Genomic DNA, 16,540 nt, shown 5'->3' on the forward strand with positions numbered 1-16,540 from the left:
CGTACCCGTGCGCTGGCATCAACCACACGTTCGGGGGGAAGGTGGGGACATACGGACCCAGCCTTGGGGTGATGAGCCGATGCCGGACGGGGCACAGCGCAAGCGGGACGGGGCGGACCCTCCCGGCCTCGGGGATGCGCGTGACGCACGGGACACCCAGGACACGGGGGACACCCGGGAGACCGACGCGCAGGAGACCGACGCGCAGCGCCGCAGGCGCCGCGCCCAGTTCCTCCGCGAGCTTCACGAGGCCAAGGCGCTGCGCGACCGGGTCCAGCCCCGGCGGGTCAAGGCCGCCCGAATGCGCCAGGCCATGCGGATGCGGACGTTTCGCTGGTAGCCGTCCGGCCTGCGGAAGAACCCCCTGGTGGCCGCCCCGGACAGAACTGATGGCCGACGCAACGTCCGAACTGCTCTCGCGAGGCCCTCGTTTCTGCCACGATTCCGATGGGCGGGACGCAGGGCAGCCGGACCACCGACTGCCCTCCCGTCGGACCGACACACCTAGGGTCTTTCGTTCGGATCGGGGAGCGGGGTCAGATACCCGTGCCAGGCGTCACGCGGCGGGCGGGACTTCAGAACACGCCCTGGCCCCCGCGAGCCCGGCCTGATCCGGCCGAGAGGCCCCTAGACCAGTGGGAGAGTCACGGTGTACTTCGCCGCACTGCTCGCGCGCACCGAAGACGGGTGGGAAGCGAGCGACACGGATCTCGACGACGTGGAGACCCTGTCCGATCTGACTGATCTGGCCCGTGAAGCCTCGGTGGACGAGGACACGGTGCTCGTGTTCATCGAGCAGGAGGACGCCTGGTTCGGCGTCATCCGGGTGGACGGTGAGGAGGACCCGCGTATCTACGTCTCGAACGCCTCCGCCGCCACCCGCTCCTCGTACGGGGAGATCCTGCTCACCGATGAACTGCTCGGCCGCGAACCCGGGGCCGAGGACTCCATCGCCGCTCTCGAAGAGCTCGTCGGCCTCGACGGTACCGAGGACGGCGAGCCGGACAACGCCCCCGACAACGACAACGACAACGACGCCGACCACACCGACCACACCGATGACGACGACGGAATCGACGCCGTACCGGCAGGCCCGCTCGGTGACACCGGGCTCCTGTCCGACCTCGGGCTCCCCGAGGCCGAGCTGCTGATGCTGCGTACGGACGCACTGGCGGAGATCGCGGACGCGCTGGGAGCGGCCGAGGTCCTGGAGACCGTCCGTTAAGGTCCGCGGGTGACCGAAGCACCGCACCCGCAGGACCCGCCCCGACCGCCCGACGCACCCCACGATCCCGTCCGGGACCCGTGGCGGGCGGCCATGCGCCGTGCCCTGGACGAGGCCGACCGGGCGGCGGCGGCCGGCGATGTGCCGGTCGGCGCCGTCGTCCTCGGCCCGGACGGCGCGCGGCTCGCCGCGGGACACAACGAACGCGAGGCGACCGGCGACCCGACCGCCCACGCCGAGATCCTCGCGCTGCGCCGGGCCGCCGCCGCGCTCGGCGAATGGCGGCTGTCCGGATGCACCCTGGTGGTCACGCTGGAGCCCTGCACCATGTGCGCGGGCGCCCTGGTGCAGTCCCGGGTGGCCCGGGTCGTCTACGGGGCCCGGGACGAGAAGGCGGGCGCGGCCGGCTCGCTCTGGGACGTCGTCCGCGACCGCCGGCTCAACCACCGCCCCGAGGTGATCCCCGGAGTGCTGGAGGCCGACTGCGCGGCCCGTCTCACCGCCTTCTTCCGCCACCGCTGACCTGGCGTCCCCGCCCGGGGGCGGTGCCACCGGGAATCGGATTTCGACGGACGGCCGGGATGGTCTAAGCTCTCTCTCGGTAGCGTGTCCGAGCGGCCGAAGGAGCTCGCCTCGAAAGCGAGTGTGGCGTAACCCGTCACCGTGGGTTCAAATCCCACCGCTACCGCTTCTCACACCCCCTGATCCGGGCAACTGGTTCAGGGGGTGTGGCGCGTTCGGGCCCCGTCAGGCCTGCCGAGCCTTCCCCGGGACGGTGCCGACGGCCAGGGTGTTGCCCTCGCTGATGTAGCCGTGCCGCGAGCGCAGCGGATGCGCGGGGTCGTCCTGGTCGATGAATGCCGTCCACTGCTCTCCGAGGCCCAGGTCCGACGCCTGCTGGGCGATCCGGGCGCACGCGAGTCCGTAGAACTCCGCTGCCGCGGGCCGCAACGGCGCTCGGTGCTCGATCAGCACCGTCTGCTGGCGTACCTCTTCGAGGCCCGCGCGGTCCAGCCACTGGTAGAGCTCGCGCGTGCGCAGCAGCTGGCGCGCGTAGCCAGGGGTCGCCGCGGCCGCGCGGAAGAAGTCGGTGAACAGAAACGGATCCGCCGGCCGCGCGGTGATCAGGCCGGCGTCCAGGTCCTTCACCGCGACGAGTCCGCCGGGCCGCACCACCCGGCGCAGCTCCGCCAATGCCCGGACGATCTCCTCGTCGTCCAAGTACTGCGTGGTGTTGGCGCACCAGACGGCGTCGAAGGTGTCGTCCTCGTACGGAAGGCCGAGGATGTCGCCCTGCTGGATGTCCGGGTGGGTCCCGGGCCGGCAGGCGCGCATCCGCTCCGCCGCGAGTGCGGCGTTCTCCGGGGCGAGGTCGATGCCCGATATGCGGCCCTCGGCGCCCACCAGCTCGGACAGCCGGGGCAGGAAGGCGCCGCTTCCGCAGCCGGCGTCCAGGACATGCCAGCCGGATCTGATGCCCACCTGGTCGAGAACCGCCTGATAGTGCTCGGCGCAGGCCAGGAAGTGAGCGTCGACTATCGCCTCGTGCGTGAAGCCGAGTCCGGTGGAGGCGCTGAGGCCCCAGGAGGAGTGATCTTGGGTCAGCACGCGTCGGCTTCCCTTCGTTCCGCTGTGTCGAGCCTGTCGAGCAGTGCGATGAGGATGTCCGTGACCGGGCCGGGGCTTTCCACCGGCTGGAGGTGGCCCGTCCCGGGAACGGTGACGAGCTCGCCGCCGGGGAGGAGCCGGGCCGTGTCGAGCGACTCCTGGGGGGAGACGAGCGGATCCTGCGCGCCGGCGACGACCACCGCGGGCACCCGGGTGAACCGCAGCACGTCCGCGGAGTCGACGCGGGCCGCGATGGCCCGCTGGGCCCAGGCCAGGGACGGGGGGTCCGCCTCGGCGGCGAGCGCCCGCACCCGTGCGAGCACGCCGGGGCGCTGTGTCCGGGTGGTGCTGCCGACCAGCATCGGGGTGGTGGCCTCGATCAGCTGCCGGGCGGTCTGCGCCTCCTCCATGCCGGAGGCGAACCTCTCGCGGTCGGCGCGTGCCCGGTCGTCGTCCGCCGTCGCCCGGCAGGACAACAGCCCCAGGCCGAGAGCGCGGCCGGGGTGGCGCCGCAGGAAGGCCATCGCGACGTACCCGCCCATCGACGAGCCGACGATCGCGGCCCTGCGGATCCCGTGGTCATCGAGCAGGCGCGCCACGTCGTCGGCGACCACGTCGAGCGACGGCGGCTCCACCCCCAGCGGCGCCCCGCCGAAGCCGCGCTGGTGGGGGGCGAGCACCCGGTGGCCGCGTTCCTCCAGCGCCGCGCGCTGTGCGTCCCACATCGACGCGTTCATCGAGAGGGCGTGCAACAGCACCACCGGGACACGCCCCGGGCGGCTCAGCACGGAAGGGCCCCGGCCTCGGCGGCTGCGACGAACCGCGCCGCATGAGGGGGGAGCCCGGCGTTCCGCAGCCAGCACAGGGCCACCGGGGCCGGTGGCATGTCGTGTACCGGCACGACCGCGATACCCGGTGGGACGAGGGCGTCGAGCGACTGGAAGGAGATGTGCACGGCGTCGGTGCGGGCGAGCACAGCGGCCATTCCGTCCACCGTGGTCATGGGGTGGATACGCCGGATGGGCCGACCGGACGGAGTGTGCGGCGGCACCACCCGGTCCCAGACGTAGCCGGGGAAGGAGCCGGGGCAGCGGAAGCCGTCGTAGTCGGCGAGTTCGTCGAGCGACACCGACGCGCGCCGGGCCAGCGGGTGGTGGGCTCCGACGATCGCGGCACGCCCGTCGTGGAGCACCGGCCGGCTGACGGCGAGACCGGGCTCTCTCACCTCGTACTTGATGACCATGACGTCGGCCTCGCCCGCGCTCAGTTCACGGAACGGCGCGGAAACGTCGTACGGCACCCAGTGCACGTCCTCGTCCCTCAGGCCTGCCTGGGCGACGATGCGCCTCGCCAGTCCGGGCGAACCGTGGATGCCGAGGCGGACCGGCAGGAACGACGGGGCGGGGTGCGTGGCAGGGAGGTGGTCAGGCATGGGCACAGGGGATCTCCTCGCTCAGCCCGGCGAACGCCCGGAGTTGGCTGGGGTGGGTGGGGTCGAAGTCGACACGCAGTTTCGAGAGCGGGGCGGCGACACCGGTCACCCGTGTCACACAGCGCAGGGTCAGCCGGTCGCCGGGACCGATCAGTCCGTCCATGACCGCCTCGACCAGTAAATGGCCGAGGTGCACGAGCGCCTGCGGAAGACGTATACCGGCCGTGGAGACATACAGGTCACGGGAGACCCCCGAGGTGCCCCGGCCTTCGGGACGCCCGGGAATCCTGATGGTCCGTGGTGGCCGGACCTCAAGCGGAGCGGAGGCGCTGAAGGTCTTCAGCAGGCGGCGCAGCCCCACGGTCGCGGCAGCCGGTGCCGGTGCGCACCACGCGGCGGAGCCGTCGGCGGCGACGTGGTCGAAGGCGAACCGGCCGGCCAGGTTGCGGGGGTTCCCGGCGAGAAAGACGGTGCGGGTGAACGACCTGCGCCAGGCCGCCGCGGGTTCCTCCGCCAGGGCCAGCGCGAAGAGACAGGTTTCCGCTATCCAGGTGTCGAGGTCACAGGCACGCAGCACCACCACCGCCTGCACCGCGTCCTCGTCGGCGCCGGAGGCCGCCACTGCCTCCCGCAGGGCGAGCAGCGAGGCTCCGTCGGCGCCCGCATGTGCCGCGGCGAGGTCGGGCCGGCCGGCTCGGAGCCGTCCCAGTGCTTCTTCGTGCAGCCGCTGTTGGGTGAGGGTCACAGGAACACCGCCTTGAGCAGGTCGTCAGAGGGAGCCGGCCGGTGTCTGGCGAGGAGACCGGACGTCAGCCTGTAGGGATCGGCGTAGAGGTGCTCGCGCCGGTGTCCGCCAATCCGCGCGGCCAGCTCCTCGGCGGCTTCGGGGCGGTGGGACGCCAGCAGCCGCTCGGCCCGGTTGAGGCACTGGCGCAACAGATCGGGGCGGAAGGACTGCTGCTGCCCGGGGCCGAGGGTCGCGATGAAGTACAGCCGCATCCCCAGCCGTGTCGCTGCCGGGCCGTGGTCCGTCGCCGCCGTGTCCAGCAGGGTCGCGGCGTCCAGGCCGCGCCAGTCGCCGTGGCGTGCGGACCGGATGCGTCCGTCGATGGGCACCCGCCCGACCGGGACCCTGCGGACGACCGGTCCGCAGGCCGAGAGGACCCGCTCCAGGAGCTGGTAGTCGGCGTCCAGCTCGCGGTCGTAGAGCAGCACCACCTCATCGTTGTGCGAAGCGAGCGGGATGAGCTCGCGCAGGGCGCACGCGAGGTAGTTGGGGCGTCCGTCGGCGGTGACGATCTGTCTCAGTGGCAGGCCGGACTCCGTCAGGTCCAGGTAGCAGGGGCCGCCGAGCTCCCGCTGCTGCAGGCACATACCGAGGGATTCCAGCCGGGCGAGCATCTCCTCCTGGCCGAGGCGGGGCGGCTGATGGCGGACGAGGCCGGGATCGTGCATGCCGAGCCGGGCGTAGTGCCCGCTCCACAGGTCCAGGACGCGGCGGGCCGCGGGATGCACCCAGCCGTCCTCCTCGACGGCGTCGGTGTACGGACGCAGAGCTGCGGCAGGGACCCGCTCGTCCGCCGCCCGGTAGCGGACGTAGAGCGCGCCGATCTCCTCCTCGCCGAGGTCCGCGTAGTCGCGTCCGGCCTCGGTGCGGTCCAGGAACTCCCAGAAGCCCAGGGTCTGTTCGGTGAGGTGGTAGGTGGTGTGGCTGTAGCGGAAGGTGGTGTCCGCGAGCAGGCCGGTGGCCCGGTACATCACGTCGGCCCACAGCAGGCCCTTGAGATGGGACGGGGTCAGTGGCTTGGAGGGGGTGACGGTGATCGGCGCGATCAGCACCCGGGGCCGCCCGGAACGCGCGGCGCCCGGGGCCGGCTCCGCCGCGCGGGTGACTGCCGGTGCGGTCATGGCCGGTCTCCTGTCGCGGCCGCGGCAGCCGGGGCGAGGCAGGTGCGCATCGGTGGGCCGGCCTGTCGCCGACCGCCCTCGGCGGCCCTGGAGACCCGCAGCCCGAAAGCCTCGTCCCCGAACACCTCGGCCGGCGTACTCAGGCCCATGAGCATCCGGGTGAGCCCGCGCCACACATGCCCGTCGGTGGCCGCCGCGGTCGCCACCGCCCGCATCGACGGCGTGTGGGGCGGCGGTACGGCGGCCCGCGCACCGCCCCAGCGGGCGATGCGGTCCCGGTCGCCGGCCACCGCATGGTCGAACCACGGCTCGAAGGTGTCCCGCGCCAGCCGGGCCGCCGCAACCGCCTGGGCCCGATCGACCACAGGGCGGGCGGACAGCAGGTCGGCCAGGCGGAAGGCGTGGTCCAGGGCGAGCGACATCCCGCGGCCGAAGAGCGGGTTGGTGACGCATGCCGCGTCCCCGACGGGAAAGAGGCCGGCCACCGGTGCCCGGGTGGCGGTGGCGCGCAGCGCGTTGGGCGGGCTGGTCATCGCGTACACGGGCGAGATGGGCTCGCTGACACCGTCTGCGAGCCAGCCCCCGAGGCCCGCAGTGGCGCGGGCGACGGCAGTGAACACCGGGGCCTGCGACAGCCGGCCCAGTTTCCGGTACCCGGGCAGAACGCCGAGCGCGACAGCGAAGGTCCCGCGATCACCGGGATGCAGGACTCCCGCGTACCGCTCGAAGATGTCGCCCGCGGCGTGACCCCGGTTGAGCGGTCCGGGAAGGTCCGCATCCGGCCCCCGACCGCTGATGCGGTAGAAGCGGCTGAAGCCGGCCAGGCCCGACGGGGCGGTCCGGTCCTCGCCGAGGGGCACTCCGGCCGCGGCGAGCCACCTGCGGCCTTCGGCCCGGCGGCCGGTCGCGTCCACCACGATGTCGCCCGGGATCCGCTCACCGCCGACCGCGGTCACGCCCTGGACGGCCCCGCGCTCCGGGTCCGTCAACAGCCCCGCGACCTTCACCCCGTGCCGTATCCGGACCCCCGGCAGGGCTCGTACGAACCGGTACAGCACCAGTTCAAGCACGGTGCGACGGCAGCCGAGGGCCACCAGGTCGCCGTCGGCCGCCTCCGGTGTCCGGTCGGTGACTCCTGACGGCATTGACCGCAGCAGGTCGAACCGCACCGCGCCCTCAGCCATCAGCGCTTCGAGCACCAGCGGTGCCCGCTCGCGCAGGACCCGCATCCCGAGCGAGGTCAGCGTGTGCGAGTGCTGTGCCTGCGGCACCGCCGGACGGAGCCACCGCGGCGCCGCCTCGGTCACCGGCCCCTCGGGCGGCGGCGGCGAGCTCTCCAGCACCAGGACGTCCGCACCGGGCCGGGCGAGGGCCAGCGCCGCGCAGAGTCCCGCGACACTGCCCCCGGCCACGATCACCGCGGCCATGTCAGCGCCGCCTGCCGTCGACGAAGAACACCCTGCGCACATTCGTCTCGTCCCGGGGCGGCACCGGGTCGGGCCAGCGCCCGAAGTCCGCCCCCGACTCGCCGGGCTGGATCGCCCGGACGCTGAAGCCGTACCGGTCGAAAAGGGATTCCGGCTCGTCCGTCCCGAACACCCAGGGGCAGCCCCAGCCCGCGAAGACGTCCAGCAGGCCGCGCATGGTGGGCAGAGTCAGTGCCGCGGCGTTGACGACATCGGCGGCGATACGGCTGTCGGGTGCGGAGAACGCGGCCACCCGTTCCAGGATGCGGTGCCCGTCCGCCTCCGGAATGTAGTAGAGCAGTCCTTCGAGGAGCCAGGTCGAGGGCAGCCCGGGGTCGTATCCCACCGCGAGCAGTCCCTCTTCCCAGTCCGGTGACGTGAGGTCCACGGCCGCGGTGCGGTGGTCCACCCGCGGGGCGACTCCCGCGAGCCGACTCTGCTTATAGGCGAGTACGGCCGGCCGGTCGACCTCGAAGTAACGGGTATGCCGGTGCCAGTCGAGACGGTAGGCACGGGAGTCCATGCCGGCGGGCGCCACCACTATCTGGTTCATTCCGGGTTCCCGCGCGGCCTGTTGGAGGTAGTCGTCGAAGTACCGGGTACGGATCGCGTTGTAGTCGGGGGTACTCGGCAGAGTCCGGGGGCCCTGCGTCGGGAAGGTCGCGGCGCGCACCTCGGCCAGGAGTTCGTCGCCGATCTCGCCGCATAAGGCGCCGGCGAAAGGGTCCTCGTATATGCGGTCCTCGCGCCGGGTCTCGGCCGCCCTCAGAGCGGCGGTCAGCAGTGCGGTGCGTTCGACAGCGTCAAGCAGTTCGGTCATGCGTCCCGTCCTGGGGTCGGCGCGTGGGCGGTCAGCCGCTGCCACAGCGCGGGGTCCTGTCGAAAGAGCCGGTCCTTGACCTGGGTGGGGCGGACGCCGCCGGCCACGGTCTCGTGCCAGTCGCGCTGGAAGGCGTCGGCGTCGAGCGTCACCGACGCGGCAGGGCCCAGCCGCCCCTCGCTGCGGGCCGTGCGGTACCCGGCGGACTCCCTTCCCAGAGCGGCATCGAGCCGCTCGGTGAAGACCCGGGTCTCCTCCGCGGACCAGGCCGTCCAGGACGCCAGCGCGAACCGGTAGGCCGGCGGCCCGCTGCCGGCCGGCTCCTCCACCCGGCATGCGGCGTTGCGCAGTTCCAGGCCGGCGGCAGCCGCCGTCGCCCCCAGGGCCCTGATCACCTGAGCGTCCCGCAGCCGCTCGCCGGCCGCGTCCGAGCGGGCGCTGCGGCCCGCGTACTCCACCCGGGGAACACCGTCCACCCGGTCCAGCACCCGGACCACGTCGCCGACCGCGTAGCGGTAGAGGCCACCGATGTGGCTGAACACGACGTGGTAGTCGCGCCCGGCCTCCAGTTCCCGCATCCCCAGGGTGGGGGTGGAGGGGCCCAGGTCCTCCTCGGCGTCGACGAACTCGTGGACGGACGAGGTGACCACCACGGTGCCCGCTCTCGGGTGCCGGTCCAGGGCCACGGCGACCGGTCCCTCGGATGCCGCCACGGGGGCGGGCAGGGCGGTGACCCCTGTCCCGTACTCCTCGCGCAGGCGCGGAAGGTAGAGCGTGGCGAGGCCGGTGGTCCAGCAGAACAGCGCGCGCATGTTCGGCCAGACATGCGCCGGCCGGACCGGGTCCGAGCGGCGGGCGAGCCGGTCGAGTTCCCGGGCCCGCACCGGATTGGGACGGCCGAAGGCCTGGCCGTCCAGCGTTCCGTCCGCCACGTCCTTGACGATCCGGTCCCACCACAGGCGCAGCTGGTGAGGCAGTGCGGCGACCATGGCCGGGTTGATTCCGATGACGAGCCGCACATCGCTCTCCACCGCCATCCGCAACCGCAGATACGTCTTCTCCATGTGCTGGTCCGCGGCGACGGGCACCGGCAGCGTGGACCACGGGGCGCGCGTCCCCGGCTCCGCGGACAGCGGCTCGCCGAACTGCACCCCGAAGTCGACCTGGCTGGCGCCGGCATGGGGGCGGCCGGAGGCGGTCACCGGTGGGGCGGGCAGGGGGTCGTGCTTCAGGTTGAGCACCGCGTCGGGCCGCTCCAGCACGTCCGGGAAGTGCTCGATCAGCGGCGCCCAGGCCGCGTAGTAGAAGGGGAAGAAGGTGGTCTCCATGAAGCGGGCGGTCACCGGGATCTTCTTGTGCGCGCCGGTGGTGCCGCTGCTCGTGAAGTACACGCGCGGCTGGTCCGCGGTGAGCACGTTCTGTTCGCCCGCCGCGGCGCGCTCGATCCACGGCTCGTGTGCCGTGTAGTCCTGCAGGGGGACGGCCTTGCGGAAGTCCCCCAGCGTACGAATCCCCGCGAACCCGTGGGCCTTCCCGAATGCGGTGTCCGCGTTGAACCGCACCAGGTCCTCCAGCACCTGCTGCTGGGCGCGGGCGGGATCGGCGCACGCGGCCCGCAGCCGCGCCCGTTCGCTGAAAACCCGTTCGCGGTAACGGCTGTTGTGCTCAGGGCCTGAGCGGTTCTCCGACGAGTTCATGGGCCAGCACCTCTCGTATGTTCTGGGCGGTCTCGGCCGGGGTGGCGCACTCCGCGATGCGGGCGAGCGGGACGTCGCGCGTCTCCTCCCGCATCAGCCTGCGCAGATCACGCTGATAGAGGTCGAACCCCGCACGGGCCGGCCGACGGCCGTAGTACTCCAGAGGATTGAGGTCGGCCCCCTCACGGCACCGCCGCCATGCGCTGTCCCCGGAAACCTCCAGGTGGACGATGCGGCGGGGCTGCGGAAAAGAACGCCACCACGTGAACATGGGGTTGTCCCGCACGCCGGCGAGCCGGCACTTGGCCAGGATCTTGTAGTAGTACGAATCAACCAGCACGGGAGTGCCCGAATCGGCCCGCATCACCTCGTCCTTGAGATGCAGCACGGCCATCTGGAGGAGTCCTGTGAGGAATTCCGGCGTGTACGCGGAATCGGCCGAGGACAGCACCTGGCCGGTCAGGTTCCTCAGATCACCGACCACGGAGTGCTGTGGTCCGAGGAACTCCGCGTCGCTTGAGATGACGAGCCATCCGGGCTCGGCAGCCCGCAGCTCGGCCAGCGCCGAGGACTTTCCGGCGAAATCGCTTCCCAGAAGCACACTGAATTCCGGTTTGTTTCTCGTCATCGGCTACCGAGCCCTTCCACGCCCGGTGCGGCACGACCGCGATCCCGGGCGTTCTCGTGCGGCCGTGCGCGTCCGCCGGACGCCGGCCGGTGATCCGGTCGGTTCTCAGGCCGCATCCGGATCGAGCTGAGCCTGGAAGACGGCCTGGCTGAAATAGGCGCGGGCCACCTTGATCAACCCATGGCCGTCAAGGTCGTAGATGTTGATCCCTGACCAGTTGACGGGCCGGTTGGACTTCGTGACAGCGGCCGCCCGCCAGGACACCGCGACGGAACCGGCGACCGTATGGGCCTCGACCGGAGTGATTCCCAGGAAGGGACGGAATTCCGGGAGCACGGACGCGATGTGGCGGCGTATCGCTTCCCTGCCCCTGAGCGGTTCCGTGCCCACCGGGTCGAAGAAGAGGCCGTCGACGGCGAAACTCTCGGCCCAGGCGCCCGCGTCGGCACGTTGGGACGCGAGAAAGAAGTTGAGCACCGAGCGGGGCATTGCCGGAAATCCCGCGTGGCTCCGCAGGACTGTCTTCTCCGCCGCCACCGCCGGGGGAGCGGAGAGCGCGGAGAGAATGGTTCCGGAACCCAGGGCGGCACCTACCCCAAGGGCCTTACGGCGTGCCATGAGCAAACGTTGTGCGTCATTCATCGAGATTCTCCTGCCAGGACTTGGTGCGCTGACGTGAATTACTAGAACGAACGCAGATCCCGCGCTGAACGGGCACGCCGAAGCGTTCTCGGGAGGGATTCCCGGAAGGAACTCCGTATCGACGCGCACATGCCACGAGCATGGTCATCGCGCTTTGGCGTGACGGCTCCCCATTCATACATCAACCAGTTGGTTTAGTTCAACCGGTCGGTGGACCCGATTCCCGGACGGGTGGATTCCGCCGGCCCGCCCCGCTCGTTCGGACCCGGCCCACCATGCCAGGCCCTCGTACCCGGGGCCGGACCTCCACGGCAGCCGGGTATGCGGAGGGTACGGAATTGGAAGGTGCACCTGTTGTCATGAGGTCCGCGTCAGCGACCACAGAGCAGGGAGTCCGCTCATGCACGTTCTGGTTACCGGCGGCGCCGGGTTCATCGGCAGCAACTACGTACGCCGCCTGCTGGAAGGAAAGCTCGGTGCGGGCGTTTCGCGCGTCACCGTTCTCGACAAACTCACCTACGCCGGCAATCTGGCCAATCTGTCCCCCGTATACGACGACGACAGGCTGCGGTTCGTCCAGGGCGACATCAACGAGGTGACGCTGGTCCGCGAACTGATGGCGTCGGTTGACGCGGTGGTGCATTTCGCCGCCGAATCCCATGTGGACCGCTCCATCGGTGACTCCGCGGAATTCATCACGACGAACGTCCTCGGCACACACAGCCTTCTGCAGGCCGCGCTCCACACCGGGGTCTCTCGTTTCGTTCATGTTTCCACCGACGAGGTCTACGGCTCCATCGCCGCAGGGTCCTGGACCGAGGAGTGGCCGCTCCTTCCCAACTCCCCCTACGCCGCCTCCAAAGCAGCATCGGATCTTGTCGTCCGCTCCTACGCGCAGACCCACGGTCTGAATGTGAGCATCACCCGGTGCAGCAACAACTACGGCCCCTACCAGTTCCCCGAGAAGGTCATCCCGCTGTTCGTCACCTCCCTGATGGAGGGCGGCAAGGTCCCGCTCTACGGAGACGGGCTGAACGTACGGGACTGGCTGCACGTCGACGACCACTGCCGAGGAATCCAACTGGTCCTCGAACAGGGCGCCCCCGGCGAGGTCTACAACATCGGCGGTGGACGCGAACTCTCCAACAGGGAGCTCACCGAGGTGCTGTTGAAGGCATTCGGGGCGGACTGGGACTCCGTACGCCCGGTCGCCGACCGCAAGGGCCATGATCGCCGCTACTCCATCGACGACGGAAAGCTCCGCACCCTGGGGTACGAACCGCAGATCGGCTTCGAAGAGGGAATCGAGCGGACCATCGCCTGGTACCAGAAAAACCGTTCCTGGTGGCAGTCCCTGCTGCAGCGAACGGCCTGATCCACCCGCTCCGGAACGATTCGCCCGCACACACAAGCCAAGCACAGCGAATCCCAGAATAGAGGAACCAGCATGCGCGGCATCATTCTCGCCGGCGGGTCAGGAACCCGTCTGCGTCCGCTGACCAGTGTCCATTCCAAACAGCTGCTCCCGGTCTACGACAAACCCATGATCTACTATCCGCTCGCCGTGCTCATGCAGGCGGATATCCGGGAGATCCTCATCATCTCCACGCCGAACCACCTGGACGTCTACCGGGAGCTCCTGGGAGACGGGAGCAAACTCGGCATCACGTTGGAGTACGCGGTCCAGGACGAACCCAAGGGGCTTGCCCAGGCGCTGTTGATCGGCCGCGAGTTCGTCGGCGAGGAGACGCTCTGCCTGGTGCTCGGCGACAACATCTTCTACGGCCACCGCTTCCCCGACATGCTCCGCGCCGAGGCCGAACGGCTCGACGGCTGCACCCTCTTCGGATATCCGGTCAGCGACCCCGAGCGGTACGGCGTGGCCGAGCTGGACGCGGGCAGCAACATCGTCTCGCTGGAGGAGAAGCCTGCCCACCCCCGGTCCAACCTGGCGGTCACGGGCCTGTACATGTACGACAACGAGGCCATAGACCGGGCGGCCGGCCTCACTCCTTCGGACCGGGGCGAGCTGGAGATCACCGACCTCAACCTCACGTTCGTCCAGGAGAAGCGGGCCCGGCTCGTCAACCTGGGCCGTGGCTCGGCCTGGTTCGACACCGGAACGCACGACAGCCTGCTGGAGGCGGCGACGTTCGTCCAGCTCCTGGAGAAGCGCCAGGGCATCCGCATCTCCTGCCTTGAGGAAGTCGCCTTCCGGATGGGCTTCATCGACCGGGACCAACTGGCCCTCAACGGAATCGAGCTGTCCAGCTCGTCCAGTTACGGCCGCTACGTCATGGAGCTGGCCGGTGCCTGACTCCTCCGCCCCCGAACCACGGAACCTGGCGCTGGAGACGCCTCCCGCGCTGCTGGAAGCCGGCTCCCGCACGAGCACCTCCGACGTGGCCGCCGGGAGCTGGGTGCGGCACGGTGCCGAGGTCGCAGAGAGCACCATCGGGCCGGGGGTGTTCGTCGGCTTCCGCAGCCGCGTCGACCGGACCCGCATCGGAGCGAGCACCCTCGTCGCCTCTCTGGCCCGGATCGGCGCGGCGGACGGACCGCCGACCACCATCGGCCGCGGTGCGTGGATCGCCGCCCGCAGCGTCATCGAACCCGGAGTCCACATCGGCGACGGCGCCGTGGTCGCCGCGGGCGCCCACGTCACCGCCGATGTACCGGCCGACGCGATCGTGGTGGGCTCGCCCGCGCGGATCCTGCGTCTCCGGCAGGTCGTGGAGGACGGACTCCCCGACATCAGCCCCGTCCTGTCCCTCGTACGGGCACGCGCCGACAACGGCCCGCCGTCTCTTCCCACCGGCTGGACCATGGGCGCCGCCGCACTGCTGAACGCGGAGTTCTCCGGCGGGACCGGGGTGGTCATCGGCTCCGGGCTGATCGCGCTGGGACGCGCCGACGGCCCCTCCCCCGACGGTGGCATCCGCATCGGTGACGGCGTCCGAATCGGGGACCTGGCGATCCTGGAGGCGGGCGGGGGGATTCGGATCGGGGACCACTCGGCGCTCGGCGCCCGGGTCCAGATCCTGTCCAGCGGTCACGACCTCGCACGCCGTTCCCTTCCCTGGCAGTCGGGGGCCGTGTCGATCGGCGCACACGTCCGCATCGGAGACGACGTCACGCTCGTGGGCCCCTGCCACCTCGGGGACCGGGCTGTCGTCACGGACGGCGCCGTGGTCGTGAGCAGCGTTGAAGCGGGCGGGACCACGTCCGGAATCCTGGAAGGGAAACACCTGTGAAGATCCTCCTTGCCCCCAACGCGACCGGCTCCGGACACAACATGCGGACGCTGTCGCTGGCCCGCGAAATGCTGGCCCAGCAACCCGGGACCGAGCTGACGGTCCTCCTCGCATCGCTGCAGGCGACCTTCGCCCCGCTCTTCGCGCAGGCCGGTGTGGAGGTGGTGGACCTCGCCAGGACCCAGGTGAACTACGCCACCAAGAGCAACCTCGGCCGCCGGATGGACTGGGAGGGGTACATCGGCGGCTACCTCGCCCCCGCTTTCGTCAACGGAGAGCGCATCCTGCACTACCTCGCGCTCTACCAGGAGCACCGCCCCGACCTGGTGGTCAGCGACTACAACATGTCGGCCAGCATGGCCGCGGCCATCCTCGGTGTCCCGCACGCGCTGGTGACCGAACGGTACGACTTCACGTTGTGCCAGCTCGACGACGAGACGCTCGTCTCCGGCGGTTTCGACATCGACCGGGACGACCTGCGGCGGGGTCGGAGCGCCCTGCACGCGGTCTTCGACTGGATCGTGAGCACCGCGGAGGTGGTCGTCACCGACAAGCCGCGCCTCGACGAGCTCGACAAGGGGACCCCTGTGGCGCGCGCACTGGACGAAGGCCGCGCCTTCTTCACCGGACCGATGGTGCGGGACGCCCCGCCGGAGCACGACGGCGCCGCCGTACGCGCCGAGCTCGGGATTCCCGCGGGCCCCGTCATGGTGGGGTCGGTCGGCGGCACCACCATGTTCCTGGACAACAAGCAGCAGGTCATCGACTGCTACCTGGCGGCGTACCGCACGCTGAAGCAGCAGTATCCGGACCTGCAGTTCGTCCTGCTCGGCCGGGAGAAGGTCGAGGCCCCGGACGAGGTGCTGCAGCTGGACTACCTGCCGGAGTGGATGCCCCTGCTGCGTGAGGCCAACGTGCTGCTGTCCGCCCCCGGGTGGATCACCGTCACCGAGGTGGCCGCCCTGCGCATCCCGACCGTCTTCGTCCTCGGCAGCCTGAGCGAGTACCACGAGGTGGAGGCCGTCCGGCGACTCGAACTGCTGGGTTTCCCCACGCTGACCGCCCCCACGCCGGACGCCCTGGCCGGCACGGTGAAGCCGATGCTCGACCGGAAGGCCGACCGCTCCGAGCCGACTCCCGGGCAGCTCGCCGTCGCCCCGGAGGGTTCCGGGACCGCGGTGGCCGCCCGCCACCTGCTCTCCGCCGCCGGCCGCGCGGCACACACACGGCCGACGGCCGGCGGCGACATCCGGGATGACGGCGGCGGGGAACCGGAGTGAGCCGGCCCGCCACCTCGGACGTGACCGACGGGTCTACCCGCATGCTGCTCGCCGCCGACGGTTCCACCACGCTGCTGCTCGAAGCCCTGCTCGACCGCTCGTTGACGGTCTCCGTGGCCCGACAGCGCCCGCTGCCGACGCACCGGGCCCCCGAACGGGCCGTCCGGGCACTGAACCTCACCCCCAGCTGCACCGTGATCGAGCGGTCCTCGGCCCTGGTCACCGACGACGGCGAGGTGATGAGCCGCAACACCGTCGTCTTCGTCGTCCCCCCACGCGGCTGGTCGGCCGACGCCGACGACGCCGTGCCGCTCGGCCACCGGCTGCGCGCCGCGCGGACGCTGCAGCACCGCACGCTCCTGTCGTCCGGCCGCGCCAACTGGCCCGACGAGGGACAGGAATCGCCGTGCGCCTACAAGGAGTACCTCATTCACTGCGAGGACGGACGGCTCCTTTACGTGCACGAGCGCTTCAATCCGCGTCACATCCCGCCGCCTCGGGCCCGCGCGGTGCCGGTGGCCGCACCGGTCGGCGCGTCGGCCTGACCGCACCACGACGGGCTCTCCGCGGAGAGCCGCGA

18 protein-coding genes and 1 tRNA gene are annotated in these 16,540 nt (G+C 71.0%); 9 read left to right on the forward strand and 10 right to left on the reverse strand.

What is annotated here, in order from left to right; genetic code table 11:
• Window positions 1-79 precede the first annotated feature (79 nt).
• The 4 genes from ACIP89_RS07395 to ACIP89_RS07410 all read left to right on the forward strand — a co-directional run bounded on the left by ACIP89_RS07395 (window position 80) and on the right by ACIP89_RS07410 (window position 1,913).
• Window positions 80-340: a hypothetical protein gene (locus ACIP89_RS07395; RefSeq protein ID WP_401925790.1), complete on the forward strand. Its 261-nt coding sequence runs from the start codon at window positions 80-82 to the stop codon at window positions 338-340.
• Between the two features lie 309 nt (window positions 341-649).
• Complete coding sequence (locus ACIP89_RS07400) at window positions 650-1,225, forward strand: hypothetical protein (RefSeq protein WP_401929638.1); 576 nt, start codon at window positions 650-652, stop codon at window positions 1,223-1,225.
• A gap of 93 nt (window positions 1,226-1,318) precedes the next feature.
• A complete protein-coding gene (gene tadA, locus ACIP89_RS07405) occupies window positions 1,319-1,747 on the forward strand; it encodes a tRNA adenosine(34) deaminase TadA (RefSeq protein ID WP_401926732.1) in 429 nt (142 codons plus the stop codon).
• A gap of 78 nt (window positions 1,748-1,825) precedes the next feature.
• Window positions 1,826-1,913, forward strand: a tRNA-Ser gene (locus ACIP89_RS07410).
• Window positions 1,914-1,972: 59 nt separating this feature from the next.
• Here ACIP89_RS07410 and ACIP89_RS07415 read toward each other — a convergent pair.
• The 10 genes from ACIP89_RS07415 to ACIP89_RS07460 all read right to left on the reverse strand — a co-directional run bounded on the left by ACIP89_RS07415 (window position 1,973) and on the right by ACIP89_RS07460 (window position 11,426).
• Window positions 1,973-2,833 carry a class I SAM-dependent methyltransferase gene (locus tag ACIP89_RS07415; RefSeq protein WP_402113635.1) on the reverse strand — a complete coding sequence of 287 codons (861 nt, stop codon included), beginning with the start codon at window positions 2,831-2,833 and terminating at the stop codon, window positions 1,973-1,975.
• Entirely contained in the window at window positions 2,827-3,594 is a 768-nt protein-coding gene (locus tag ACIP89_RS07420; protein ID WP_402113637.1) for an alpha/beta fold hydrolase, read from the reverse strand. The genes ACIP89_RS07415 and ACIP89_RS07420 overlap by 7 nt, the downstream gene beginning before the upstream one ends.
• Window positions 3,595-3,614: 20 nt before the next feature.
• Entirely contained in the window at window positions 3,615-4,265 is a 651-nt protein-coding gene (locus tag ACIP89_RS07425) for a LysR substrate-binding domain-containing protein (RefSeq protein WP_401929632.1), read from the reverse strand.
• Window positions 4,258-5,010 carry a DUF6182 family protein gene (locus tag ACIP89_RS07430; protein WP_402113640.1) on the reverse strand — a complete coding sequence of 251 codons (753 nt, stop codon included), beginning with the start codon at window positions 5,008-5,010 and terminating at the stop codon, window positions 4,258-4,260. The genes ACIP89_RS07425 and ACIP89_RS07430 overlap by 8 nt, the downstream gene beginning before the upstream one ends.
• Window positions 5,007-6,173, reverse strand: coding sequence for a hypothetical protein (locus ACIP89_RS07435; protein WP_401925807.1), 1,167 nt, complete (start codon window positions 6,171-6,173; stop codon window positions 5,007-5,009). Before ACIP89_RS07435 ends, ACIP89_RS07430 begins: the two co-directional genes overlap by 4 nt.
• Window positions 6,170-7,600 (reverse strand): FAD-dependent oxidoreductase, encoded by a 1,431-nt coding sequence (locus ACIP89_RS07440; protein WP_402113643.1) that lies wholly within the window; start codon window positions 7,598-7,600, stop codon window positions 6,170-6,172. Before ACIP89_RS07440 ends, ACIP89_RS07435 begins: the two co-directional genes overlap by 4 nt.
• A 1-nt stretch (window position 7,601) precedes the next feature.
• A complete protein-coding gene (locus ACIP89_RS07445; protein ID WP_401925809.1) occupies window positions 7,602-8,459 on the reverse strand; it encodes a class I SAM-dependent methyltransferase in 858 nt (285 codons plus the stop codon).
• The gene (locus ACIP89_RS07450) at window positions 8,456-10,156 is read right to left on the reverse strand and encodes a GH3 auxin-responsive promoter family protein (RefSeq protein WP_402113646.1); all 1,701 of its coding nucleotides are present in this window, start codon (window positions 10,154-10,156) and stop codon (window positions 8,456-8,458) included. The genes ACIP89_RS07445 and ACIP89_RS07450 overlap by 4 nt, the downstream gene beginning before the upstream one ends.
• Window positions 10,125-10,757 (reverse strand): hypothetical protein, encoded by a 633-nt coding sequence (locus ACIP89_RS07455; RefSeq protein WP_401925815.1) that lies wholly within the window; start codon window positions 10,755-10,757, stop codon window positions 10,125-10,127. Before ACIP89_RS07455 ends, ACIP89_RS07450 begins: the two co-directional genes overlap by 32 nt.
• 132 nt (window positions 10,758-10,889) lie before the next feature.
• Window positions 10,890-11,426 carry a nuclear transport factor 2 family protein gene (locus ACIP89_RS07460; protein ID WP_401929620.1) on the reverse strand — a complete coding sequence of 179 codons (537 nt, stop codon included), beginning with the start codon at window positions 11,424-11,426 and terminating at the stop codon, window positions 10,890-10,892.
• 400 nt (window positions 11,427-11,826) lie between these two features.
• On the opposite strand from ACIP89_RS07460, the gene rfbB reads away from it, so the two are divergent.
• From rfbB to ACIP89_RS07485, 5 genes are all read left to right on the forward strand, one after another.
• Window positions 11,827-12,801 (forward strand): dTDP-glucose 4,6-dehydratase, encoded by a 975-nt coding sequence (gene rfbB / locus ACIP89_RS07465; protein WP_401925819.1) that lies wholly within the window; start codon window positions 11,827-11,829, stop codon window positions 12,799-12,801.
• A gap of 72 nt (window positions 12,802-12,873) precedes the next feature.
• Window positions 12,874-13,743, forward strand: coding sequence for a glucose-1-phosphate thymidylyltransferase RfbA (rfbA, locus tag ACIP89_RS07470; RefSeq protein ID WP_401925821.1), 870 nt, complete (start codon window positions 12,874-12,876; stop codon window positions 13,741-13,743).
• Window positions 13,736-14,680, forward strand: coding sequence for an acyltransferase (locus ACIP89_RS07475; protein WP_402113649.1), 945 nt, complete (start codon window positions 13,736-13,738; stop codon window positions 14,678-14,680). Before rfbA ends, ACIP89_RS07475 begins: the two co-directional genes overlap by 8 nt.
• Window positions 14,677-15,960 carry a hypothetical protein gene (locus ACIP89_RS07480; protein WP_402113652.1) on the forward strand — a complete coding sequence of 428 codons (1,284 nt, stop codon included), beginning with the start codon at window positions 14,677-14,679 and terminating at the stop codon, window positions 15,958-15,960. The genes ACIP89_RS07475 and ACIP89_RS07480 overlap by 4 nt, the downstream gene beginning before the upstream one ends.
• Window positions 15,957-16,505: a hypothetical protein gene (locus tag ACIP89_RS07485; protein ID WP_402113654.1), complete on the forward strand. Its 549-nt coding sequence runs from the start codon at window positions 15,957-15,959 to the stop codon at window positions 16,503-16,505. The genes ACIP89_RS07480 and ACIP89_RS07485 overlap by 4 nt, the downstream gene beginning before the upstream one ends.
• The last annotated feature ends 35 nt before the right edge of the window (window positions 16,506-16,540 follow it).

It is taken from the genome of Streptomyces sp. NPDC088730 (genome assembly GCF_044751215.1).
Taxonomy (GTDB): Bacteria; Actinomycetota; Actinomycetes; order Streptomycetales; family Streptomycetaceae; genus Streptomyces.